Genomic DNA, 21,509 nt, shown 5'->3' with positions numbered 1-21,509 from the left:
GCTGCTTGTTTTAAGCGGGACGCTGCTCGATCACTTCATCGATCAAGCCGTACTCGCGCGCTGCGTGGGCGCTCATGAAGTTGTCGCGGTTGGTGTCGCGCTCGATTTCCTCGAGCGTGCGCCCGCTGTGCTTGGCCATCAGCGTGTTGAGGCGCTCGCGGATGAACAGGATTTCCTTGGCGTGGATCTCGATATCCGAGGCCTGGCCCTGGAAACCGCCCAGCGGCTGGTGAATCATCACGCGCGAGTTCGGCAGGCAGTAGCGCTTGCCCGGCGCACCGGCGGTCAGCAGGAAAGCGCCCATGCTGCACGCTTGACCGATACAGGTCGTCGACACGTTCGGCTTGATGAACTGCATGGTGTCGTAGATCGACATGCCCGCGGTCACCGAACCGCCCGGCGAGTTGATATAGAGATGGATGTCCTTGTCCGGGTTTTCCGCCTCAAGGAACAGCAGTTGCGCGCAGATCAGGTTGGCCATGTAGTCTTCGACAGGGCCGACCAGGAAGATCACCCGCTCCTTGAGAAGACGCGAGTAGATGTCGTAGGCGCGCTCGCCGCGAGCGGATTGCTCGACAACCATCGGGACCAGGCCGCCGGCGGCCTGGACATCAGAGTTCTGCTGAATATAAGAATTTCGGAACATGCTCTGCAGTCACTCCCAAATAGTTATGTCTTGAATGCACATAAGCCAGCGCGAAGGCTGGCTTATGTGTGTACTTCTTAACGCAGGAACAATCAGTCGGCTTTTGGAGCTTCTACCGGCTTGACCGCTTCTTCGTAAGAGACCGATTTGTCGGTCACGCTAGCTTTCTGCAGAACAGTATCCACAACTTGTTCTTCCAGCACAACCGAACGGACTTCGTTCAGTTGCTGCTCGTTCTTGTAGTACCAGGACACTACTTGCTCTGGCTCTTGGTAAGCCGAAGCCATTTCCTGGATCATTTCGCGAACGCGCGCTTCGTCAGGCTTGAGGTCGTTCTGCTTGACCACTTCAGCCACGATCAGGCCCAGCACCACACGGCGCTTGGCTTGCTCTTCGAACAGCTCGGCCGGCAGTTGGTCAGGCTTGATGTTGCCGCCGAACTGCTGGACGGCCTGCACGCGCAGACGGTCGACTTCGTTGGACAGCAGCGCCTTCGGCACTTCGATCGGGTTGGTGGCCAGCAGACCGTCCATAACCTGGTTCTTCACCTTGGACTTGATCGCCTGACGCAGTTCGCGCTCCATGTTCTTGCGAACTTCGGTGCGGAAACCTTCCAGGCCCGATTCCTTGATGCCGAACTGGGCGAAGAAGGCTTCGTTCAGCTCAGGCAGCTGAGGCTCGGAAACGGTGTTGACGGTCACGGTGAACTCGGCGGTCTTGCCGGCCAGATCCAGGTTCTGGTAGTCCTCTGGGAAGGTCAGGTTCAGAACGCGCTCTTCACCGGCCTTGGCGCCGACCAGGCCTTCTTCGAAGCCCGGGATCATGCGGCCGGAGCCCAGCACCAGTTGGGTGCCCTTGGCGGAACCGCCGGCGAACGCTTCGCCGTCGACCTTGCCGACGAAATCGATGTTCAGCTGGTCTTCGTTCTGGGCAGCGCGCTCGGCCACTTCGAAACGGGTGTTCTGCTTGCGCAGGATGTCCAGCATCTTGTCCAGGTCGGCGTCAGCCACGTCGGCGCTCAGGCGCTCGACGGTGATGCCGTCGAAACCGGCGACGGTGAACTCAGGGAACACTTCGAATACGGCTACGTATTCCAGGTCCTTGCCGGCTTCCAGGGATTTCGGCTCGATCGAAGGCGAACCGGCCGGGTTCAGCTTTTGCTCGACCACGGCTTCGTAGAAGGAGGACTGGATCACGTCGCCCACCGCTTCCTGACGAGCATCGGCACCGAAACGGCGCTTGATTTCGCTCATTGGCACTTTGCCTGGACGGAAGCCAGCAATCTTGGCCTTTTGGGCAGTCTGCTGCAGACGCTTGTTGACCTGGCTCTCGATGCGCTCGGCCGGCACGGTGACGCTCATGCGGCGCTCAAGAGCAGTAGTATTTTCAACAGAAACTTGCATGGATATTCCTCGTTGCACAGACGTTGGCCGGCCGTTTCCGACCCCAGAATCAAGGGCATGCATTCTAGTGGGTCAAACTCAAGAAGTCACCCTACTGAAATCAGGTGGAAACGCAGCAGGCGGTTTTCCGGTGCGGATGCACGGATGCACCGCGCTCCGCAGGCGAATACAACAATCCCGCCAGGGGGTCGTGCCGACCATTCTATATATAGAAGAGGCGCGCCAGCATCTCCCTGACAGCCGGCCCCAAAACGCGGACCGCCGAAACAAAAAAGGCGCCAGACTGTTAAATCTGGCGCCTTTCGAAATATGGGGTGGACGATGGGGATCGAACCCACGACAACGGGAGTCACAATCCCGTGCTCTACCAACTGAGCTACGCCCACCATATTGCGTGTCAAAAAAGCCTTTCAGCCCCTTTGCGATACCTCAACCAAGCCTGCGGCATGAATGAAGCCTTGATTGGTGCGGATGAAGAGACTCGAACTCTTACGCCTCGCGGCGCTGGAACCTAAATCCAGTGTGTCTACCAATTCCACCACATCCGCGACTTGAAGCGGTTAAAGCAAAGGCGCCAGACCGTTAAATCTGGCGCCTTTTGAATATGGGGTGGACGATGGGGATCGAACCCACGACAACGGGAGTCACAATCCCGTGCTCTACCAACTGAGCTACGCCCACCATATCGCGCTACTTGTGCCAATGCTGCCTAATGGCGCACCCGGCAGGACTCGAACCTGCGACCATCCGCTTAGAAGGCGGATGCTCTATCCAGCTGAGCTACGGGCGCCTTGTTAATCTGTACCCTTGGAGGACTACAAACTAAGTGCTTTCCGGCCTTGCAGAACCTTGATTCCGCTCGACTTTCTTAACCAGTGCTAGGCTGTGCCCGACAAGTGCGACGAATAGTATAGAGACACCTGAAGACCGTCAAATCCTTTTTGAAAAAAATTCATTTAATTAAAGGGGTTAGGGGAATTTGCAGACCAAGCGACTTTGCCCTCACCGCCTGACATGCGAGAATGCGTTCTCATTTTTTCCCCTCTCGATGGTTAATCACGCGCAATGACTGCACAACTAATCGACGGCAAATCCATCGCCGCCAGCCTGCGCCAGCAGATCGCCCAACGGGTCGCAGAGCGTCGCGAGCAAGGCCTGCGCACGCCGGGCCTGGCGGTGATCCTGGTCGGCAGCGATCCTGCCTCTCAAGTTTATGTCTCGCACAAGCGTAAAGACTGTGAAGAGGTCGGCTTCCTTTCCCAGGCCTACGACCTGCCTTCCGACACCACCCAGCAGGCGCTGACCGACCTGATCGACCGCCTGAACGACGACCCGGCGATCGACGGCGTCCTGCTCCAGCTCCCGCTGCCGGAGCACCTGGACGCCTCCAAGCTGCTGGAGCGCATCCGTCCGGACAAGGACGTCGACGGTTTCCACCCTTATAACGTCGGCCGCCTGGCCCAGCGCATCCCGCTGCTGCGCCCGTGCACCCCCAAAGGCATCATGACCCTGCTGGAAAGCACCGGCGCCGACCTTTACGGCATGCACGCCGTGGTCGTCGGCGCTTCCAACATCGTCGGCCGCCCGATGGCGATGGAGCTGCTGCTGGCCGGCTGCACCGTGACCGTCACCCACCGTTTCACCAAGGATCTGGCCGGCCACGTCGGCCGCGCCGACCTGGTGGTGGTCGCCGCCGGCAAGCCGGGCCTGGTCAAGGGCGAGTGGATCAAGGAAGGCGCGATCGTGATCGACGTCGGCATCAACCGCCAGGAAGACGGCAAGCTGGTGGGCGACGTGGTGTACGAGACCGCCCTGCCCCGCGCCGGCTGGATCACGCCGGTGCCGGGCGGCGTCGGCCCGATGACCCGCGCCTGCCTGCTGGAAAACACGCTCTACGCGGCAGAAACCCTGCACGGCTGAGCCGCGTTTTCCGCACCCTGAGAACCCCGCCTTGCGCGGGGTTTTTCATGCCCTCGAAAAAACCTTTACCGTTCGCCGGAAACCCCTATTTTCACAGGGCTTTTCACGACTTTTTCATGCCTCTCGAACAACCATCGACAGTTCTTCGGCCATACTCCTACAATGCGTCGTTTTTACGACACAAGCCGTTACAAAAACGGCATTTCCAACCCTTACGAGTTCGCCCGCGTGAATATTCGCCTCTCCATCCTGAGCCTGGTTTTTGCATTTTCAGGCACACTCCTCACGCCAACGGCCGATGCCGCCGAAACCACCGCTGCCCCCCGAGACGCCTCGCAACTGAAGATCGCCTCCGGCAGCGCCCTGCTGATGGACATGCAGACCAATAAAGTCATCTATTCCAGCAACCCGGACGTGGTCGTGCCGATCGCCTCCGTGAGCAAGCTGATGACCGGCCTGGTGGTTGTGGAAGCGCGACAGAACATGGACGAGTGGATCGACGTCGACATCAGCAACACCCCGGAAATGAAGGGCGTGTTCTCCCGGGTCAAACTGCGAAGCGAGCTGCCGCGCCGCGAGATGCTGCTGATCGCGCTCATGTCCTCGGAAAACCGGGCGGCCGCAAGCCTCGCCCACCACTATCCGGGCGGCTACGCAGCGTTCATCGCCGCGATGAACGCCAAGGCCAAGGCCCTGGGCATGACCAGCACCCATTTCGTCGAGCCGACCGGCCTGTCGGAGCGCAACGTGTCCACCGCCCGCGACCTGAGCAAACTGCTGGTGGCCGCGCACAAGCATCCGATCCTCAGCGAACTGACCACCACCAAGGAAAAGACCGTGTCGTTCCGCAAGCCCAACTACACCCTGGGCTTTCGCAACACCGATCATCTGGTGAACAAGGCGGACTGGGACATCAAGATCACCAAGACCGGCTTCACCAACCCGGCCGGGCATTGCCTGGTGCTGGTGACCCGCATGGGCAACCGCCCGGTGACCCTGGTGATCCTCGACGCGTTCGGCAAGTACACCCACTTCGCCGACGCCAGCCGCATCCGCAGCTGGGTGGAGACCGGCAAGAGCACCAACGCACCGGCGGCGGCGCTGCAGTACAAGGCGGCGAAGAACCTGAAGAACCGCCCCGGCAACGTGGTCGAAGCGTCCAAGTAACCCGCGAAACGACAAAGCCCCGAACGTTCGGGGCTTTTTTTCGTCTGCGGTTTCAGTCGTTGGGCAGCGGCATTTGGTCATCGTCGGGAATGCCGTCGCCGGCGCTCGGATCCCGTGCATGGGGCGTCACCACCGCCGGACGGGCCAACGGGTCGCGCAGCGGGCTTTCAGGGTCCAGCACCGGATCCACCTCGGGTTCCGCCGTGGTCGGCACGCTGTCGGGTTTATGGTCATCGAAGCTCGAATCGGTACTCATGTGCACCTCGCATCCGGGATACGGCCCGGAACGACCGGGCCTCTGACCATAAGAAACCCGATGCGCCACACCGTGCCCCAGAGATGACGAACGGAGCCTTACTGCGCCCCCAGCGCCTTGCGCGCCTGGGCCGCTTCCTGCTCCTGCCCGGCCTGGGCCAGCTCGTCGGCGGCCTTCAGCCAGCGCTGGCGGTCGACCGAAGCCGGCACCTGCGAAGGTTTCTGGATCAGCACCGCCCAACCGCCGGCCTTGTTCAGGGCGGACTCGAAGGCGCCGAAGCCCATCAGCTCGCGCCGGTTCATCCCGGCGCGCAGCAGCACGGTCTGTTTTTTCCGGTCATAACCGGAGAGGATCGCGTAGCGCGGCTCGGCCCAGAAGGCCGACCCTTCGCTGAAGCGCACCATCACCGGATAACCCGCGGCGACCTGGGTCAGCAGCGCCGGCAGCCGGCTGTCCAGCGGATAGACCACCATGCCGTATTCCCGGGCGAGGTTCTGCAGGTTCTGCTGCAACTTGTCTTGCGCCTGGGGCAGGTGCAGCGGCTTCTCCAAAAGGCCCGGCGTGATCACGATGCCCTGCTGCGACAACAGGCTGGCCAGCACCTGCGGCCCGCTTTGGTTGGCCTCGCCGCGGTAGAACGTGCCGCTGAGTTCGACCCGCTCCGGCAGGCGCTGGACTTCCGGCGCCACACTGCCCGCGCATCCCGCCAGAGCGGCCGCGCAACCTGCCGCCAGCAGCGCCGCGCGGATCCGAGAAAATACCTGCACCATCGTCACTCTCTATCAAAGACGCCGGTCGTCGTGTTCCGGCCTGGCCGACGATCATAGGACGGCGCAACGCTGCGGTATAGCCCGAAACCGCAGACCCGTCGCCGGCATAGAGCGAACTGATTGGCCGCCCCCGACCTTCGGTCAATAGCCTGAAACACGCCAGCGTCTAGACTGTGGCTTGAAGACAGAGAACGCGTGCGCCCGACGCAGGGCAAAGAGGAGGCACCGATGAGCCTGACGATGACCATCATGATGCTGATAGCCGGCTGGCTGGCCGTGGCCGCCGCCATGTTGTGGGGCGTGCTGCGCATCGCCCGGCGCCACCACCCTCATCCGCCCCGCCCCGAACCTGCGCAAAAGGCCGCCAGGCACCGCGCCCGCCATGTCACCGCGCACTGATCGATAACCGCCAAAACAAAAAAGGCCGCCCGGACTCGCGAGAGCCCGGGCGGCCTTTTCGTTCAGCGGTGCTTAGCCTTCGGCCGGCAAGCGCTTCTGCCTGGCCCGGCGCGACATCATGTTCAGCACCTCAATGGCCGCGGAGAACGCCATCGCCGCATACACATAGCCTTTCGGCACGTGGGCGCCGAAACCTTCGGCGATCAGCGTCATGCCGATCATGATCAGGAAGCCCAGGGCCAGCATCACCACCGTCGGGTTGTCGTTGATGAACTTGGCCAGCGGATCGGCCGCCAAGAGCATTACCAACACCGACACCAGCACCGCGATGATCATGATCGGCAGGTGTTCGGTCATGCCGACGGCGGTGATGATGCTGTCGATGGAGAACACCAGGTCGAGCATCAGGATCTGCCCGATGGCGGCGGCGAAGCCCAAGGTCACCGTGGAGCTGGCGGTCTTCGGATCCTCCGGCGCCGGATCCATGCTGTGATGGATCTCCGTGGTGGCTTTCCACAGCAGGAACAGGCCGCCGGCGATCAGGATGATGTCCTTCCAGGAGAACGCGTGGCCGAAGATCTCGATCACAGGCTCGGTCAGCTGGACGATGAACGCGATGGTGCTCAACAGGCCCAGACGCAGGATCAGCGCCATGCCGATGCCGATGCGCCGCGCTTTCTGACGGTGCTGCTCGGGCAGCTTGTTGGTCAGGATCGAGATAAAGATCAGGTTATCGATGCCGAGCACGATTTCCATCACCACCAGGGTGGCGAGCGCAATCCAGGCGGTGGGGCTGGCGGCGAGTTCCAACAGATATTCCATGGTTCAGTCCTGGTTCTTGTAAGACGTTTTAGATTTCCTGGGAGGACGATTCGGATTTTCCGTCGTCATCCTTCGATTCTTTCTTGCCGGCCAGATTGCCGGTGGCATCGCTGAGCGCCTGCTCCGCCGCCTTGTGGGTGTCGTCGATGGCCTGCTTGGCCGCTTCCGCCGCTTGCCCCATCAATTGCTGGGCGCTCTTTTCGGCCTGGTCGCATCCGGCCAGTACCAGTAAAGACGCGATCAGCACCGCCGTGGCTTTGAGTTTCATCTTGCTTCCCTCGATTGGATCAGACAGCGGCCCCACAGGCGGGCCGTCGATGGCTGGGCATTCTAGGGAAGGTGACACTTCAGAAAAATTCGTATTTTTACCGGCTATACTTCGGTTTTTACGAACAAAACATTTCACAGAAGAACGCCATGCTCAATTACCGACAACTGCATTACTTCTGGGTGGTGGCCAAGACCGGCAGCATCGTGCGCGCCTGCGAGCAGTTGAACCTGACCCCGCAGACCATCAGCGGGCAGATTTCCCTGCTCGAAGAGACCTACGGCATCGAACTGTTCCGCCGGGTCGGCCGTCAGCTGGAGCTCACCGAAGCCGGGCGCCAGACCCTGCCTTATGCCGAACAGATGTTTCAGTTGGGCGGCGAGCTGGAGCGGATGCTGCGCACCCAGCCCAATGAGCAACAGATTCTGTTCCGCGTCGGCGTGGCCGATGTGGTGCCCAAATCCATCGTCTACCGCCTGATCGCGCCGACCATGGAACTGAGCGAGCCTTTGCGCATCACCTGCCGCGAGGACAAGCTGGAACGGCTGTTGGCGGACCTGGCGATCCAGCGGCTGGACATGGTGATTTCCGACAGCCCGATGCCGTCGCACCTGGACATCAAAGGCTACAGCCAGAAACTGGGGGAATGCGGGATCAGTTTTTTCGCCACCGCCGAACTGGCGGCGCAGTACGGAAAGGACTTTCCGCGCAGCCTGCACGGTGCGCCGCTGTTGATTCCCGGCGCGGAAACCGTGGTGCGCAGCCGCCTGCAGCGCTGGTTCGCCGAACAGCAGATCCAGCCGAGGATCGTCGGCGAGTTCGATGACAGCGCACTGATGCAGGCGTTCGGCCAGTCCGGCAGCGGGATCTTCATCGGCCCCAGCGTGATCGCCGATGAAGTGAAGCGTCAGTGCGGCGTCGAAGCGATCGGCCAGACCGACGCGGTGAGCGAATCGTTCTACGCGATTTCCGTGGAACGCAAGGTCAAGCACCCCGGCATCGTTGCGATCACCGAAGGTGCCCGACGCGAGCTGTTCACCGCCCTTTAGGCCTCGGCACAGGCCTCACGGGGCTTGAGCGCCATCAGCACCATGGCCAGGACGATCGACAGCAGGATGAAGCCGGCAGCGGCGAAACCGACGAATCCCAGGCCCGCGCTGTCGATCACCCGGCCGCCGACCATCGCGCCCAGGCCGATGCCCAGGTTGGCCCCGGCGATGTTCAGCGACGCGGCGAAGGCCGGCGCCTCGGGCGCCGCCTTCATCAGGCGCACGTGGCTGACCAGGAACAGCGCCGCCTGGGTCACGCCCCAGATGCCCATCGCCGCCGCCAGCCCGACCGGCGAATGGATGTTCGGCACCAGCGCCACCATGCCGGCGATCATGAAGGTGCAGAACATGATCGACGCCACCAGCGGATGACGGTCCACCGCGCGGCCGCCCAGCGAGTTGCCGATCAGCCCCACTGCGCCGAAGCCCATCAGGCACCAGCCGACCACGGTGCCGTTGAACCCGGCCAGCCGCTCCAGGATGTCCGCCAGGTAGGTGTAGGCGGTGAACATGCCGCTGAACACCACGATCGACAGCAGCACATGGCCCAGCATCAGCGGGCTGCGCAGGATCTTGAACTGCGAGGCGAAGCTGACCTGATGCTGGTGCAGATTGGTCTTGGGCAGGTAGACGAACAGCAGCAACGCCTTGGCGAACGCGATCACCGCCAGGATGGCGAACGCGCTGCGCCAGCCGAACGCATCGGAAATCAGCGTGCCGACCGGAATGCCGAACACCGTGGCGCAGACGATGCCGAAGCCGATCTTGGCGATGGCGCGGCCGGCGTGGTCGGGGCCGACGATGTCCACCGCCGTTTCGCTGGCCAGGGCCCAGAACACCGGCAGCCCGAGCGCCGGGATCAGCCGGGCGACGGCCATCACCCAAATGTTCGGCGCCAGGGCCGCAAGGGTGTTGGCCAGGCCGAACATGATCAGGATGGTGATGAACAGCCGGCGCCGCTCGAACCGGGCGAAGAACGCCGTCAGGAACGGCCCGAACATCGCCACGGTGAAGGCGAACAGCGTCACCAGCAACCCGGCCTGCGGGATGGTGACCTCAAGGTCTCGGGCGATCGCCGGCAACAGGCCGACGATGATGAATTCCGTGGTCAGCACCGTGAAGCCGGCGGCGGACAACAGAAGGATCGGAAACAGCATGGGAAACTCCAGCGAAACGGCGGCACCGGCGTCCGACCCGAAGGCCCGCCGGCAAATCTGAAAATGAGGATGGCGGATGTTAACAGAAGTGTTTGCGCCCAGGCTTGCACAAAGCTGCCGATCTTGCCGACCGTTCGGGCGGCGGATCGTCACAGGTCTGAAGGAAGGCGCCTGCGCTGTGGTAAAGTCCGCGCCCTGCAAAACGTACACCCTGTTCAACGACCCGTTTGCCGGCGTCGTTGGCGCGCCGACACTTTCGGTTCGTGAGCCGGGCCTGCCCCCGCCTTGTCGCCCGCGCACGCGACCTGCTTCCCCATAAAAATTCAGAGATGCCGTTAATGACCGCTTCATCCCCTTCTCTCCTGCACCGCCTGAAAAACCTCAGCCTGGTCACGCAGATCCTGATCGGCCTGGCGGCCGGCATCGCCCTGGCGCTGTTCGCGCCGGAAGCGGCCAAAGCCACGGCGTTCATCGGCAAAGTGTTCGTCTCGGCCCTCAAGGCCGTGGCGCCGGTGCTGGTGTTCGTGCTGGTCATGGCTTCGATCGCCAACCACAAGCACGGCCAGGAAACCCACATCCGGCCGATCCTGTTCCTTTATCTGCTGGGGACGTTCGGCGCCGCCGTGGTGGCGGTGATCGCCAGCACGCTGTTCCCGTCCAGCCTGGTGCTCTCCACCGACAACGTCGCGGTGAGCGCGCCGGGCGGCATCGGCGAAGTGCTGCAGAGCCTGCTGCTGAGCGTGGTCGACAACCCGGTCAGCGCCCTGATGAACGCCAACTTCATCGGCATCCTGGCCTGGGCCATCGGCATGGGCGTCGCGATCCGCCACGCCGGCGACACCACCCGTCAGGTGCTGGACGATCTGTCCAACGGCGTGACCGTAATCGTGCGGGTGGTGATCCGTTTCGCTCCGCTGGGCATTTTCGGCCTGGTGGCCTCGACCCTCGCGACCTCGGGCTTCGGCGCGCTGATCGGCTATGCGCACCTGCTGGCCGTGCTGCTGGGCTGCATGCTGTTCGTGGCGCTGGTGATGAACCCGTTGATCGTGTTCTGGAAACTGCGCCGCAACCCGTATCCGCTGACGCTCAAGTGCCTGCGCGAAAGCGGCATCACCGCTTTCTTCACCCGCAGCTCGGCGGCCAACATTCCGGTCAACCTGGAATTGAGCAAGCGCCTGGGCCTGCACGAAGACACCTATTCGGTGTCGATCCCGCTCGGCGCCACCATCAACATGGCCGGCGCGTCGATCACCATCACCGTACTGAGCCTGGCCGCCGTGCACACCCTGGGCATCGCCGTGGACATCCCGACCGCGATCCTGCTCAGCGTCGTCGCGGCGATCTGCGCCTGCGGCGCCTCGGGCGTGGCCGGCGGTTCGCTGTTGCTGATCCCGCTGGCGTGCAGCCTGTTCGGCATCCCGAGCGAGATCGCCATGCAGGTGGTGGCCGTGGGCTTCATCATCGGCGTGCTGCAGGATTCCGCCGAGACCGCGCTGAACTCTTCCACCGACGTGCTGTTCACCGCCGCCGCCTGCCTGGGCGAAGAGCAGAAGGCCCAACGCCCGGCCTGAGGCCAAACCTGCAGGAGTCCGGCAGGCACCCTGGCGGTGTCTGTACCGGCCTCTTCGCGAGCAGGCTCGCACCTACAGAAGAACGGCATGAAAAAGCCCGCCAAGGTTTACGCCTTGGCGGGCTTTTTCATGGCTTTGCGAAGCCGGGCGGTTTAGAACGCGCCCATGTAATCGCGCTTGCCCACTTCCACGCCGTTGTGGCGCAGCAGCGCGTAAGTGGTGGTGACGTGGAAGAAGAACTGCGGCAGGCCGTAGGTCAGCAGGTAGGCCTGGCCGGTGAAGCGCTTCTCTTTCGGCGTGCCCGGACGGGTCACGATCTCGATGCCTTCCTTGCCGTTGATCTGCTCCGGCTTGATCTCGCCGATGAAGGCCAGGACTTTGCTCAGCAGGGCTTGCAGCTCGGCGAAGGTGGTTTCGCTGTCGTCGTACTTCGGCAGCTCGACCTCGGCCAGGCGGGCTGACACGCCCTTGGCGAAGTCCACGGCGATCTGCACCTGGCGCACCAGCGGGAACATGTCCGGGTACAGGCGCGCCTGCAGGAAGGCGTTTGGGTCGATGTTTTTCTCGGTGGCGTGGGCTTCGGCCTTTTTCAGCACATCGCTCAGGGCGTTGAGCATTTGCTGGAAAACCGGGACGGATGCGGCGTACAGGGAGAGGGTCATGGCAGTCTCGCGTGGTGGCGGGTGGTCAAACGTGGGCGATTATAGCCATGCCTTGCGCCGGTGCGGCTTGTCTTTTGTCGTGCAAGGATTAGGCTAGGCGCCTTCGACTGCACAGGGAGCCCGCGATGACCACCGAATCAGAGACCACTTTCGACGAACCGCGGCTCAACGCCACGGAAATCCGCATTCTGGGCTCGTTGATCGAGAAGCAGGCCACCAGCCCGGAAACCTATCCGCTGACCCTCAACGCCCTCGTGCTGGCCTGCAACCAGAAGACCAGCCGCGAACCGGTGATGAACCTGACCCAAGGCCAGATCGGCCAGAGCCTGCGCGCCCTCGAGAGCCAGGGCATGGCCAGGCTGGTGATGGGCAGCCGCGCCGACCGCTGGGAACACAAGGTCGACAAGGCGCTGGAACTGGTGCCGGCGCAATTGGTGCTGACGGGACTGATGTTTCTGCGCGGCCCGCAGACCGTCAACGAGCTGCTGACCCGCAGCGGCCGCATGCATGACTTCGAAGATGCCGAACAGGTGGTGCATCAGCTGGAACGCCTGATCGCCCGCGGCCTGGCGGTGCTGATTCCGCGCCAGGCCGGCCAACGCGAAGACCGCTACACCCACGCCCTGGGCGACCCGGCGGACATCGAGGCGATCATCGCGGCGCGGCAGCATGCCGGAGAGCGCAGCACGGCCGGCGGTGTGTCGGTCGAGCGCATCGAGGAGCTGGAAGCGCGGATCGCCGCACTGGAAGAACGCCTGGCCCGCCTGGAATAACCGCCGCCAACCCCCACAGGATTTGCGGTGGCCAGCCATTTCCGCGAACACCGCCGCACCCTGTGGGAGCTTGCCTGCAAGCGATGGCGGCAGGTCGGGCGATGAAGACCCCCGCCGATCTCAGCTGCGGGCAAACGCCACCGCCGCCTCGAACTGCTCCGTTGTCGGCCGCACGCCGGTGTAGAGCACGAACTGCTCCAGCGCCTGAATGGCGATCACCTCAAGACCGGTGATCACCCGCTTGCCCTCGGCCCGGCCACGCAGGATCAGCGGCGTTTCCGACGGGATCGCCACCACATCGAACACCGTGTCCGCCGCTCGGATCGCTTGCGGCGCGAACGCCAGTTGGTCAGCCTCGGGCCCGCCGGTCATGCCGATGGGGGTGACGTTGATCAGCATCTGCGGCCGCTCGTCACCCAGGTCTGCCGCCCAGCGGTAGCCCAGGGCATCGGCCAGCGCCCGCCCGGCGCGTTCGTTGCGGGCGACGATCAGGCCGTTGCGGTAACCGCCGTCGCGCAGGGCGCTGGCCACCGCCTTGGCCATGCCGCCGCTGCCGCGCAGGGCGAAGGTCGAGTCCTTGGGCACCGCATGGGTCTGCAGCAGTTGCGCAATGGCGATGTAGTCGGTGTTGTAAGCCTTGAGGTGGCCTTGGGTGTTGACGATGGTGTTGATCGACTGGATCGCCGCCGCCGACGCGTCCAGCTCGTCGACCAGTTCGATGCAGGCCTCCTTGAACGGCATCGACACGCCGCAGCCGCGGATGCCCAGCGCGCGGATCCCGCCCACGGCGCCCGGCAGGTCCTGGCTGCTGAACGCCTTGTAATAGAAGTTCAGGCCCAACTGCTCGTACAGGTGGTTATGAAAACGCAGGCCGAAGTTCCCGGGACGCCCAGACAGGGACATGCACAGTTGGGTGTCTTTGTTGGGGTTCATCTGCATGAAGAATCTCCTCGGAATGCACTTTCGGATGGACGGGGTTAGCCAGGCCACCGGGTTCTGAACGATCATGGGCCGGTCTGTTCCGGGCATCGCAGCCGATGCCGCGAACCGGGTAACGGAGCCGGTACAGACCTTACACAAAATTTACCCAGCGGCCGTGCTGATTTTCAGAAATTCGTTGTCATAGAGGTATCCCCGCGCCATCCCGTGCCTGTTGCAGGCCCGGACGCCGGGTCGAAGAACCGAGGAATTATCATGATTCGTAAACTCCCCATCGTGGCCTTGTTGATTGGTGCATTCGCTGTCACAGGTCAGGCAGAAGCCCACGGCGGTGGCTGGCAGGGCCCGGCGGTGTTCGGTGCGATCGTCGGCTCGGCCATCATCGGCTCGGCGCTCATCAACCAGGATCGGCCGGTCTACGTCCAACAGCCTGTTTACGCTCAGCCGGCGCCGGTGTACGTCCAGCAACCGCCGCCACCGGTCTACTACCAGCCGGCACCGGTGTATGTGCAACAGCCGGTGTACGTGCCGGGCCCCGTCTACTACGGCCCGCCCCGCGGCTACTACGGCCATCCGCGCTACTACGGCGGCCCGCGCTGGTAACCGCACCCCTGGGAGCCCCGCTTTTGAGCGGGGCTTTTTTATGACCGTCCGTCGGCCGCGTCTGTATACACCGCGTCAAGGTCGCTCCGAAGACAATGCCGACCGTTAAAGTCGGCATGATGGACAAGACCCGGAGCGCCCGGTCATCCGACGGTCATCCCTTTGTCATGACGGAGCCGCACTCTGAATCCGTCCGCAAACAACAGGTTGAAAACAACAAGGACGACAGCCATGCCCACACAGAACCCGCACCGCATCGTCGGTTTATGCACCTCGAGCAAGGTCTACAGCGCCCTGACCGAGCTCAAGCACCTGGAAGGCCACCGCAGCGCCAAGTTCCTTTCGCTGCTGACCGAAAACCTGGTGCGCAAGGGCCTGCTCAACGAGCGGGAAGTGGTGCACATGCTCGATCAAGTGGTCGACTGAACAGCCCCCTCCGGCGTCGATGTCCACTATCGAAAGCGTTGATTTTCCGCCGGGGCGGCGATTGCATAAGGTAGCCCCATCGATTGATGGAGGTATCGGCAATGGCTCAGGTTCAAATCATGTCTGTCATCGGCAGCGCCGTCCCCGCCTCGCTCCGGGCCTTGGGGTTGCTCGCCTGCTGGTACGTGGTGCGCGACGGCGAGCAGATCAGCGGCCCGCTCCGTTCGCTGCCGGACGCCCAGGCACTGTCCCGGGCCATGCTCGACGGCCCGCTCGGCGCCTAAGGCAATTGCACCTTCGGCCGGGTCTCGAGGTACAGCGCCCAGCTCGACATGAACAGCGCCGCGATCAGCGGGCCGATCACAAAGCCGTTGAGGCCGAAGACCGCCAGGCCGCCTAACGTCGAGACCAGGATCATGTAGTCCGGCATGCGCGTGTCCTTGCCCACCAGCAGCGGACGCATCAGGTTGTCCACCAGCCCGATCACGAACACCCCGAACAGCCCCAGCACCACCCCCTGCCAAATCATTGCGCTCAACAGGAAATACAGCGCCACCGGCGCCCAGACGAGGCCCGCCCCCACCGCCGGCAACAGCGAAAGGAACGCCATCAGCACCGCCCACAGCAACGCGCTGGGAATGTCCAGGAACCAGAAGATCGCCCCGCCCAGCGCCCCCTGCGTGACCGCCACCAGCAGATTGCCCTTCACCGTGGCGCGCACCACCCGGTTGAACTTCAGTTGCAGACGGCGCTTGTGTGAACTGGTCAAGTAATCCTGGACACCGATTACGGTTTACGCCGTCAGTTTCTCCATCGCGACCGGCGACCAATAGTTGTTGTAACTGTGAGGCCTGGTGGTGTTGTAGCGCGTGACATAGCGCTGTACATCCGCTCGGGCCTCATGCTCCGAGCCATAGCCTGTTTCGGGCACCCACTCCGATTTCAAACTGCCAAAGAAACGCTCCATCGGGGCGTTATCCCAGCACTCGCCCTTACGACTCATGCTTTGCCGGTGACCATGTTTCAGCAGCTCACTTCTAAACTTATGGCTGGTGTACTGGCAGCCTTGGTCGGAGTGAAACAGCACATCTTTGGGGTGTCCCCGTAGCTCGACGGCCATCCGCAAGGCTTCGCAGGTCAACGTGGCATCAGAGATCATCGAAAACGACCAGCCCACAATCCGGCGGGCGAACAGATCCAGTACCGCGGCAAAATACAGCCAGCGCTTGCCGACCTTGATGTACGTGACATCGCCGCACCACACCTGGTTGATCGCCGTGACCTCAAACTGGCGCTTGAGTACATGCGGCGCCACCAGCGCTTCCACGCCCGAAGACTTGTACTTGTGACGCCGACGCTGCCGACTGGCGATGCCGGCTTCTCGCATCAGGCTGCGCGCCATGTACCGTCCGACACGATGCCCATTGGCTTGCAGCACCTTGGCCAAGGTGCGCGAACCGGCAGAGGCCCTGGAGGCCTTGTGGTGCTTGACCAGCAAGGCTTTGAGCTTTTCTCGTTCGGGACGCACCCGGCCTTGGCGCTGACGCCAGGCGTAAAAGCTGCTGCGGCCGATTCCCAGCACGCGGCAGCATTCGTTAACGCCGTACAGCTCACCCAGCTCATCGATCAGCGAGAGTGATCTTTGGCGTCCAATAGCAGGAGAGCACTGGCCTTTTTTAGGATTTCGATATCCCGGTCTTTTTGCCTGAGCAAGGCTTTGAGTTGTTGGATTTCTCGCTGATCAGCAGTAATCGCTTTGGCCCCGACCGGAGTCGATCCCTGGCGCTCCTGACGAACCTGTTCAACCCAGCGACGCAGAGCCGTAGGGCCAACACTCAAACTGGAGCAGACCTCGGGAACCGATAGCCCCTCGTCCAATACCATGCCGGCCGCCTTGAGTTTGAACTCACTGGAATAAGAATTACGCATATCCAAACACCTCAGATTTGGGCGCCATCATAGCGCCCGATTGAGGTGTCCAGAATTATTAGGCCAGTTCAGTGCTGCTCCTCCAGCGGCATTGCCGTACGCACCTTGCGCGCCAGTTCGGCGCCGTCGCGCAAAAAGAAGAACAGCAAGTACAACATGATGAAAAAACCCGCCACGAACTCGAACGTGCCCTGGCCGACACTGAACGCCTGCGTCGCCAACGCCTGGCTGCCTTGCAGCGCGGCCTTGACGATCTTCTCGCGCAAGGCGTTGAGCTCACCGACGCCCATGCGGTCGAGCAGGTGCTGGAAGTACGGCGGCAGGCTGTGCTTGAACTGCGCAAGGTAGGCGCCGATGTCGATCTCGCCGCTGTCGATGCCTTTGTAGAGCGTCGCCCCTTCCTGCACCAGCAGCATCCCGATGACGATCACCGGCAAAATTGCGATGACCAGGCAAACGCCCAAGGTGCACAACGCCGTCAGGTTGCGCGGCCACGCGAACCGCAACTGCAGGCGGCGCTGCATCGGCGCGAACAGAATGGCGAGGATCACCGCCCAGAACACCGCGCCGTAGAACGGCAGCAGGATCCAGATGAAGGCGACGGTCACCAGCACCAGCAGCACCGTGAGGGATTTGAATTGCAGGCTCTTTCGGTTCATGTGCGATCCACGTCGGCCGGGGCGCCCCGTGCGCCCATCCGGACTTGGTCAACCCGCGCCGGCACAAGTGCCCTTTTTGTTCATGGAGCATAGATCCAGATCAATGAATCCTCGTCGCCGCTGCCTTACCCTCCCGCGCTTTTGCCAGCGATGCCGCCATGACCGCCACCCTGCCCCTTACCGCCCCGGAACTGCTGGCTCCCGCCGGCACCCTGAAGAACATGCGCTACGCCTTCGCCTACGGCGCCGATGCGGTGTACGCCGGACAGCCGCGCTACAGCCTGCGGGTGCGCAACAACGAATTCGACCACGCCAACCTCGCCCTCGGCATCCGTGAAGCCCAGGCCATGGGCAAGCGCTTCTACGTGGTGGTCAACATCGCCCCGCACAACGCCAAGCTCAAGACCTTCCTCAAGGATCTGGCGCCGGTGATCGAGATGGCGCCGGACGCGCTGATCATGTCCGACCCGGGCCTGATCATGCTGGTGCGCCGGCACTTCCCGCAGATGCCGATCCACCTGTCGGTGCAGGCCAACACGGTGAACTGGGCGAGCGTGGAGTTCTGGCAGCAGCAAGGGCTGAGCCGGATCATCCTGTCCCGCGAACTGTCCCTGGAGGAGATCGGCGAAATCCGCGGACAGGTGCCGGGCATGGAGCTGGAGGTGTTCGTCCACGGCGCCCTGTGCATGGCCTACTCCGGCCGCTGCCTGCTCTCGGGGTACATCAACAAGCGCGACGCCAACCAGGGCACCTGCACCAACGCCTGCCGCTGGAAGTACTCGGCGCAGGAGGCCACGCAAAACCAGCTCGGCGAAATCGTGCAGACCTGCGAACCGCAGCCGACCCTTGGCCTCGGCACCCCCACCGAACAGGTGTTCCTGCTGCAGGAGGCCAACCGTCCCGGCGAACTGATGCCGGCGTTCGAGGACGAACACGGCACCTACATCATGAACGCCAAGGACCTGCGCGCCGTGCAGCACGTCGAGCGCCTGACCCGCATGGGCGTGCATTCGCTGAAGATCGAGGGACGCACCAAGTCGCACTTCTATTGCGCACGCACCACCCAGGTCTATCGCCGGGCCATCGACGACGCCGTGGCCGGCCGCGAGTTCGACCGCAGCCTGATGAACGACCTGGAATCGCTGGCCCAACGCGGCTACACCGAGGGCTTCCTGCGCCGCCATGTGCATGACGAATACCAGAACTACCAGAACGGCAGCTCGGTCTCAGAGCGCCAGCAGTTCGTGGGCGAGCTGACCGGCGAGCGCCGGGGCCGGCTGGCCGAGGTCAAGGTGAAGAACCGCTTTGCCCTGGGCGATCACCTGGAACTGATGACGCCCAAGGGCAACTTCCATTTCGACCTGCACCAGTTGCACAACCTCAAGGACGAAGCCATCGACGTGGCACCGGGGGACGGACACACCGTGTACCTGCCGATCCCGGATGCGGTGGACCTGCGCTTCGGGCTGCTGATGCGGGACATCGGCACGGCCTGATCCTGACGGCGCCCTCACCGGCGCCATCGCTGGCAAGCCAGCTCCCACAGGGTTCGGTGGCGTTCGCAAAAATGGCAGGCCACCGCAGGTACCTGTGGGAGCTGGCTTGCCAGCGATGGCGGTGTGTCAGGCGATGAAGAGGTCAGTCGTACCGACCTCTTCCCCCGGTTCAGCCCTGGGCCAGAAACCGGTCCCGGCTGTTGGTCAGGTGCAGCCACATGGCCGCCCGGGCCGCGTCCGGATCCTGGCGCCTGATCGCATTGAGGATCGCCTCGTGCTCCTGGCTGGCCAGCTCCCCCAGCTTGCTCAGGTCCACCGCGCCGCGCTCGGCGGCGTTGACCCGGGCGCGCGGGATCATCGCGCTCCCCAGCTGCTGCATGATTTCGGTGAAGCACACGTTGCCGGTGGCCTCGGCAATCAGCAAGTGGAAGCGCCGGTCGGCCTCGACGCAACTGTCGTTGTTGGCCAACAGACGCCGGTAATCGTCCAGGGCCTGACGCATCTGCGTCAGTTGCTGTTCGCTGCGGCGCTGCGCCGCCAGCGCTGCCGCCTGCGTCTCCAGCCCCATGCGCAGTTCGAGGATGCCGCGCACCCCCAGCGCGGTCTCGACATTGAGCCGCAAGCCCTGCTCCGGTGCCCGCTCGATCACGAACGTGCCGATGCCGTGACGCGTCTCCACCAGCCCCGACGCCTGCAGCTTGGAAATGGCTTCGCGCACCACCGTGCGGCTGACGCCATGCTCCCGGACGATCGAATTCTCGGACGGCAGCTTGTCGCCGGGCAGCATCTGGCCGAGCAGGATGCCCTGGGTCAGCTTTTCGACCAGGTCATGGGCCAGGTTGTGGGCGCGCTTGCGGGCGGGAGCGTCGAGTTCGTCTTGCATGGTCGGTTCCAATGGCGGGGCTTGCGGATCGTAGCACTGCGGCGGCGGGGCATTGAGCGGATTTTAGCTCACAACACGGCACAACTTGTATGACAACACTCAAATAAATCATTCACCCGAGCCAAAATCTCACTCCCCACCTCCCCAAACCCAATAGACAAAACCGGCCTCACGACCACAGAAACCTCAGCAATTACGGCACAAAAACCACAAATCGAATAAAAACAGACCGTCATCAAATCATTTCGTTGGTACGCACAACTTGTCTGACAAAAAAATCTAGTTGTATGATGTCTATCAACAACGCAACACCCAGACATACCCCGCATAAAAATAACGAGTGGGAGAAAACCAAGTGAAACCATCCATCGCCGGGCTGAACGAGGCCGCCGATCCAGCGCTGTCTTCGGCCATCGCCAAAGTCAAACGCCACGTCCTGCCGCTGTTCGTGATCATGTTCATCGTCAATTACATCGACCGGGTGAACATCGGCTTCGTCCGCACCCACATGGAACACGACCTGGGCATCGGCGCCGCAGCCTACGGGTTCGGCGCCGGCCTGTTCTTCATCGGTTACGCGCTGTTCGAAGTCCCCTCCAACCTGCTGCTGCAAAGGGTCGGCGCACGGATCTGGCTGACCCGCATCATGCTCACCTGGGGCCTGGTGGCCGCCGGCATGGCGTTCATCCAGAACGAAACCCACTTCTACATCCTGCGTTTCCTGCTCGGCCTGGCCGAAGCCGGGTTCTTTCCGGGGGTGATCTACTACTTCACCCGCTGGCTGCCGGCCGCCGAACGCGGCAAGGCCATCGCGATCTTCCTCAGCGGCTCGGCGGTGGCCTCGTTGATATCCGGCCCGCTGTCCGGCCTGCTCCTGCAGATCAGCGGCCTGGGCCTGCACGGCTGGCAGTGGATGTATTTCATCGAAGGGATGTTCTCGGTGGGCCTGTGCGTCTTCGTCTGGTTCTGGCTCGACGCCAAGCCCCACGACGCCCAATGGCTGAGCCGCGCCGAACAGGACGCGCTGGTCAAGGCCATCGACGACGAGCAACGGGCGCGGGAGGCGGCGACCACGGTCAGGCCGTCGCTGGGCCGACTGCTCAAGGACCGCCAGATCATCCTGTTCTGCCTGATCTACTTCTTCATCCAGTTGACCATCTACGCCGCGACCTTCTGGCTGCCGAGCATCATCAAGAAGATGGGCGAGATGAGCGACTTCCAGGTCGGCCTGTTCAACTCGATCCCGTGGCTGCTGTCGATCATCGGCATGTACGCGTTCGCGTCGTTCTCGGCCAAATGGAAACACCCGCAAGCCTGGGTCGCCGCAGCCCTGCTGATCGCGGCGGCGGGGATGTTCCTGTCCACCACCGGCGGGCCGGTCTTCGCCTTCGTCGCGATCTGCTTCGCCGCACTGGGCTTCAAGTCCGCCTCGTCGCTGTTCTGGCCGATCCCCCAGGCGTATCTGGACGCACGCATCGCCGCGGCCGTGATCGCCTTGATCAACTCGGTGGGCAACCTGGGTGGCTTCGTGGCGCCGACCACCTTCGGCCTGCTGGAAGAACACACCGGTTCCATCCAGGGCGGGCTCTACGGCCTGGCCGCGACGTCGGTCATCGCTGCCGTCATCGTGTTCGCCGCCCGCACCGCCCCCCAATCCTCGCCCGCCGCCGTCACCGCCGACGCTGCGCCGAAACACGCCTGAAAGGACACC

23 protein-coding genes, 4 tRNA genes and 2 pseudogenes are annotated in these 21,509 nt (G+C 62.9%); 11 read left to right on the top strand and 18 right to left on the bottom strand.

Features of this window, described 5'->3' with window-relative positions; all coding sequences use genetic code 11:
- Nucleotides 1–10 precede the first annotated feature (10 nt).
- From clpP to KVG96_RS07000, 6 genes are all read right to left on the bottom strand, one after another.
- A complete protein-coding gene (gene clpP / locus KVG96_RS07025) occupies nt 11–646 on the bottom strand; it encodes an ATP-dependent Clp endopeptidase proteolytic subunit ClpP (RefSeq protein ID WP_085579644.1) in 636 nt (211 codons plus the stop codon).
- A 92-nt stretch (nt 647–738) separates the two neighbouring features.
- Nucleotides 739–2,049, bottom strand: a complete 1,311-nt coding sequence (tig, locus tag KVG96_RS07020) for a trigger factor (RefSeq protein WP_085579642.1) — start codon at nt 2,047–2,049, stop codon at nt 739–741.
- Between the two features lie 310 nt (nt 2,050–2,359).
- Nucleotides 2,360–2,435, bottom strand: a tRNA-His gene (locus KVG96_RS07015).
- Nucleotides 2,436–2,512: 77 nt separating this feature from the next.
- Nucleotides 2,513–2,597, bottom strand: a tRNA-Leu gene (locus tag KVG96_RS07010).
- A 57-nt stretch (nt 2,598–2,654) separates the two neighbouring features.
- Nucleotides 2,655–2,730, bottom strand: a tRNA-His gene (locus KVG96_RS07005).
- 32 nt (nt 2,731–2,762) lie between these two features.
- Nucleotides 2,763–2,839 (bottom strand) — tRNA-Arg (locus KVG96_RS07000).
- Between the two features lie 275 nt (nt 2,840–3,114).
- On the opposite strand from KVG96_RS07000, the gene folD reads away from it, so the two are divergent.
- Together folD and pbpG are read left to right on the top strand one after the other, a co-directional pair.
- A complete protein-coding gene (gene folD, locus KVG96_RS06995; protein WP_217891363.1) occupies nt 3,115–3,969 on the top strand; it encodes a bifunctional methylenetetrahydrofolate dehydrogenase/methenyltetrahydrofolate cyclohydrolase FolD in 855 nt (284 codons plus the stop codon).
- Between the two features lie 228 nt (nt 3,970–4,197).
- Entirely contained in the window at nt 4,198–5,136 is a 939-nt protein-coding gene (gene pbpG, locus KVG96_RS06990) for a D-alanyl-D-alanine endopeptidase (RefSeq protein ID WP_085580083.1), read from the top strand.
- 52 nt (nt 5,137–5,188) lie between these two features.
- Here pbpG and KVG96_RS06985 read toward each other — a convergent pair whose 3' ends face one another.
- The gene (locus KVG96_RS06985) at nt 5,189–5,392 is read right to left on the bottom strand and encodes a hypothetical protein (RefSeq protein ID WP_217891362.1); all 204 of its coding nucleotides are present in this window, start codon (nt 5,390–5,392) and stop codon (nt 5,189–5,191) included.
- A gap of 98 nt (nt 5,393–5,490) precedes the next feature.
- Nucleotides 5,491–6,162 (bottom strand): peptidase C39 family protein, encoded by a 672-nt coding sequence (locus tag KVG96_RS06980; RefSeq protein WP_217891361.1) that lies wholly within the window; start codon nt 6,160–6,162, stop codon nt 5,491–5,493.
- A gap of 228 nt (nt 6,163–6,390) precedes the next feature.
- Here KVG96_RS06980 and KVG96_RS06975 point away from each other — a divergent pair, with 228 nt between their 5' ends.
- Nucleotides 6,391–6,561: a hypothetical protein gene (locus KVG96_RS06975; protein ID WP_217891360.1), complete on the top strand. Its 171-nt coding sequence runs from the start codon at nt 6,391–6,393 to the stop codon at nt 6,559–6,561.
- A 72-nt stretch (nt 6,562–6,633) separates the two neighbouring features.
- Here KVG96_RS06975 and KVG96_RS06970 read toward each other — a convergent pair whose 3' ends face one another.
- Together KVG96_RS06970 and KVG96_RS06965 are read right to left on the bottom strand one after the other, a co-directional pair.
- Nucleotides 6,634–7,383 (bottom strand): TerC family protein, encoded by a 750-nt coding sequence (locus tag KVG96_RS06970; RefSeq protein ID WP_217891359.1) that lies wholly within the window; start codon nt 7,381–7,383, stop codon nt 6,634–6,636.
- A gap of 28 nt (nt 7,384–7,411) precedes the next feature.
- The gene (locus KVG96_RS06965; protein ID WP_217891358.1) at nt 7,412–7,651 is read right to left on the bottom strand and encodes a hypothetical protein; all 240 of its coding nucleotides are present in this window, start codon (nt 7,649–7,651) and stop codon (nt 7,412–7,414) included.
- 149 nt (nt 7,652–7,800) lie between these two features.
- Here KVG96_RS06965 and nhaR point away from each other — a divergent pair, with 149 nt between their 5' ends.
- Nucleotides 7,801–8,700 carry a transcriptional activator NhaR gene (nhaR, locus tag KVG96_RS06960; RefSeq protein ID WP_217891357.1) on the top strand — a complete coding sequence of 300 codons (900 nt, stop codon included), beginning with the start codon at nt 7,801–7,803 and terminating at the stop codon, nt 8,698–8,700.
- Here nhaR and KVG96_RS06955 read toward each other — a convergent pair.
- Nucleotides 8,697–9,857, bottom strand: coding sequence for an MFS transporter (locus KVG96_RS06955; RefSeq protein ID WP_217891356.1), 1,161 nt, complete (start codon nt 9,855–9,857; stop codon nt 8,697–8,699). The two genes, nhaR and KVG96_RS06955, sit on opposite strands and share 4 nt — an antisense overlap.
- A 338-nt stretch (nt 9,858–10,195) precedes the next feature.
- Between KVG96_RS06955 and sstT the strand changes: the two genes are divergently transcribed.
- A complete protein-coding gene (gene sstT / locus KVG96_RS06950) occupies nt 10,196–11,428 on the top strand; it encodes a serine/threonine transporter SstT (RefSeq protein WP_217891355.1) in 1,233 nt (410 codons plus the stop codon).
- Nucleotides 11,429–11,580: 152 nt separating this feature from the next.
- Here sstT and KVG96_RS06945 read toward each other — a convergent pair whose 3' ends face one another.
- Nucleotides 11,581–12,090 carry a DUF1993 domain-containing protein gene (locus KVG96_RS06945; protein WP_217891354.1) on the bottom strand — a complete coding sequence of 170 codons (510 nt, stop codon included), beginning with the start codon at nt 12,088–12,090 and terminating at the stop codon, nt 11,581–11,583.
- A 125-nt stretch (nt 12,091–12,215) separates the two neighbouring features.
- On the opposite strand from KVG96_RS06945, the gene KVG96_RS06940 reads away from it, so the two are divergent.
- Nucleotides 12,216–12,863 (top strand): YceH family protein, encoded by a 648-nt coding sequence (locus KVG96_RS06940; protein ID WP_217891353.1) that lies wholly within the window; start codon nt 12,216–12,218, stop codon nt 12,861–12,863.
- 120 nt (nt 12,864–12,983) lie between these two features.
- Here the strand turns inward: KVG96_RS06940 and KVG96_RS06935 are convergent, their stop codons facing one another.
- Entirely contained in the window at nt 12,984–13,802 is an 819-nt protein-coding gene (locus KVG96_RS06935; RefSeq protein ID WP_217891352.1) for a shikimate 5-dehydrogenase, read from the bottom strand.
- Nucleotides 13,803–14,057: 255 nt separating this feature from the next.
- Between KVG96_RS06935 and KVG96_RS06930 the strand changes: the two genes are divergently transcribed.
- The 3 genes from KVG96_RS06930 to KVG96_RS06920 all read left to right on the top strand — a co-directional run bounded on the left by KVG96_RS06930 (nt 14,058) and on the right by KVG96_RS06920 (nt 15,115).
- On the top strand, nt 14,058–14,405 hold the full coding sequence (locus tag KVG96_RS06930) for a hypothetical protein (protein WP_217891351.1): 348 nt from the start codon (nt 14,058–14,060) through the stop codon (nt 14,403–14,405).
- 231 nt (nt 14,406–14,636) lie between these two features.
- Nucleotides 14,637–14,831 carry a hypothetical protein gene (locus tag KVG96_RS06925; RefSeq protein WP_085579616.1) on the top strand — a complete coding sequence of 65 codons (195 nt, stop codon included), beginning with the start codon at nt 14,637–14,639 and terminating at the stop codon, nt 14,829–14,831.
- Between the two features lie 101 nt (nt 14,832–14,932).
- Nucleotides 14,933–15,115 (top strand): hypothetical protein, encoded by a 183-nt coding sequence (locus KVG96_RS06920; protein ID WP_217891350.1) that lies wholly within the window; start codon nt 14,933–14,935, stop codon nt 15,113–15,115.
- Here the strand turns inward: KVG96_RS06920 and KVG96_RS06915 are convergent.
- The 4 genes and pseudogenes from KVG96_RS06915 to KVG96_RS06905 all read right to left on the bottom strand — a co-directional run.
- Nucleotides 15,112–15,600, bottom strand: a pseudogene (locus tag KVG96_RS06915) (AI-2E family transporter); the annotation flags it as partial. The gene KVG96_RS06920 and the pseudogene KVG96_RS06915 overlap by 4 nt on opposite strands.
- A 24-nt stretch (nt 15,601–15,624) precedes the next feature.
- Nucleotides 15,625–16,440 carry an IS3 family transposase gene (locus tag KVG96_RS06910; RefSeq protein ID WP_264082376.1) on the bottom strand — a complete coding sequence of 272 codons (816 nt, stop codon included), beginning with the start codon at nt 16,438–16,440 and terminating at the stop codon, nt 15,625–15,627.
- 17 nt (nt 16,441–16,457) lie between these two features.
- Nucleotides 16,458–16,760, bottom strand: coding sequence for a transposase (locus tag KVG96_RS27490; RefSeq protein WP_225927222.1), 303 nt, complete (start codon nt 16,758–16,760; stop codon nt 16,458–16,460).
- Nucleotides 16,761–16,834: 74 nt separating this feature from the next.
- Nucleotides 16,835–17,419, bottom strand: a pseudogene (locus KVG96_RS06905) (AI-2E family transporter); the annotation flags it as partial.
- Nucleotides 17,420–17,577: 158 nt separating this feature from the next.
- On the opposite strand from KVG96_RS06905, the gene trhP reads away from it, so the two are divergent.
- Nucleotides 17,578–18,915, top strand: a complete 1,338-nt coding sequence (trhP, locus tag KVG96_RS06900) for a prephenate-dependent tRNA uridine(34) hydroxylase TrhP (RefSeq protein WP_217891349.1) — start codon at nt 17,578–17,580, stop codon at nt 18,913–18,915.
- Nucleotides 18,916–19,084: 169 nt separating this feature from the next.
- Here trhP and KVG96_RS06895 read toward each other — a convergent pair whose 3' ends face one another.
- Complete coding sequence (locus KVG96_RS06895) at nt 19,085–19,798, bottom strand: FadR/GntR family transcriptional regulator (RefSeq protein ID WP_217891348.1); 714 nt, start codon at nt 19,796–19,798, stop codon at nt 19,085–19,087.
- Nucleotides 19,799–20,153: 355 nt separating this feature from the next.
- Between KVG96_RS06895 and KVG96_RS06890 the strand changes: the two genes are divergently transcribed.
- Nucleotides 20,154–21,500, top strand: a complete 1,347-nt coding sequence (locus tag KVG96_RS06890) for an MFS transporter (protein ID WP_217891347.1) — start codon at nt 20,154–20,156, stop codon at nt 21,498–21,500.
- The last annotated feature ends 9 nt before the right edge of the window (nt 21,501–21,509 follow it).

Origin of the sequence: Pseudomonas ekonensis (assembly GCF_019145435.1) — a bacterium.
GTDB classification, from domain to species: Bacteria; Pseudomonadota; Gammaproteobacteria; order Pseudomonadales; family Pseudomonadaceae; genus Aquipseudomonas; species Aquipseudomonas ekonensis.
The sequence above is the reverse complement of the archived record's forward strand: the minus strand, read 5'-3'. Positions and strand labels throughout refer to the sequence as shown.

Coding starts and splice junctions, on each gene's coding strand:
- sstT (WP_217891355.1), top strand. CDS start 10,196: ATGACCGCTTCATCCCCTTCTCTCCTGCACCGCCTGAAAAACCTCAGC.
- KVG96_RS27490 (WP_225927222.1), bottom strand. CDS start 16,760: ATGCGTAATTCTTATTCCAGTGAGTTCAAACTCAAGGCGGCCGGCATG.
- KVG96_RS06970 (WP_217891359.1), bottom strand. CDS start 7,383: ATGGAATATCTGTTGGAACTCGCCGCCAGCCCCACCGCCTGGATTGCG.
- KVG96_RS06965 (WP_217891358.1), bottom strand. CDS start 7,651: ATGAAACTCAAAGCCACGGCGGTGCTGATCGCGTCTTTACTGGTACTG.
- KVG96_RS06975 (WP_217891360.1), top strand. CDS start 6,391: ATGAGCCTGACGATGACCATCATGATGCTGATAGCCGGCTGGCTGGCC.
- KVG96_RS06925 (WP_085579616.1), top strand. CDS start 14,637: ATGCCCACACAGAACCCGCACCGCATCGTCGGTTTATGCACCTCGAGC.
- KVG96_RS06920 (WP_217891350.1), top strand. CDS start 14,933: ATGGCTCAGGTTCAAATCATGTCTGTCATCGGCAGCGCCGTCCCCGCC.
- KVG96_RS06985 (WP_217891362.1), bottom strand. CDS start 5,392: ATGAGTACCGATTCGAGCTTCGATGACCATAAACCCGACAGCGTGCCG.
- KVG96_RS06935 (WP_217891352.1), bottom strand. CDS start 13,802: ATGCAGATGAACCCCAACAAAGACACCCAACTGTGCATGTCCCTGTCT.
- trhP (WP_217891349.1), top strand. CDS start 17,578: ATGACCGCCACCCTGCCCCTTACCGCCCCGGAACTGCTGGCTCCCGCC.
- KVG96_RS06895 (WP_217891348.1), bottom strand. CDS start 19,798: ATGCAAGACGAACTCGACGCTCCCGCCCGCAAGCGCGCCCACAACCTG.
- KVG96_RS06955 (WP_217891356.1), bottom strand. CDS start 9,857: ATGCTGTTTCCGATCCTTCTGTTGTCCGCCGCCGGCTTCACGGTGCTG.
- clpP (WP_085579644.1), bottom strand. CDS start 646: ATGTTCCGAAATTCTTATATTCAGCAGAACTCTGATGTCCAGGCCGCC.
- KVG96_RS06940 (WP_217891353.1), top strand. CDS start 12,216: ATGACCACCGAATCAGAGACCACTTTCGACGAACCGCGGCTCAACGCC.
- KVG96_RS06930 (WP_217891351.1), top strand. CDS start 14,058: ATGATTCGTAAACTCCCCATCGTGGCCTTGTTGATTGGTGCATTCGCT.
- tig (WP_085579642.1), bottom strand. CDS start 2,049: ATGCAAGTTTCTGTTGAAAATACTACTGCTCTTGAGCGCCGCATGAGC.
- nhaR (WP_217891357.1), top strand. CDS start 7,801: ATGCTCAATTACCGACAACTGCATTACTTCTGGGTGGTGGCCAAGACC.
- KVG96_RS06980 (WP_217891361.1), bottom strand. CDS start 6,162: ATGGTGCAGGTATTTTCTCGGATCCGCGCGGCGCTGCTGGCGGCAGGT.
- KVG96_RS06945 (WP_217891354.1), bottom strand. CDS start 12,090: ATGACCCTCTCCCTGTACGCCGCATCCGTCCCGGTTTTCCAGCAAATG.
- folD (WP_217891363.1), top strand. CDS start 3,115: ATGACTGCACAACTAATCGACGGCAAATCCATCGCCGCCAGCCTGCGC.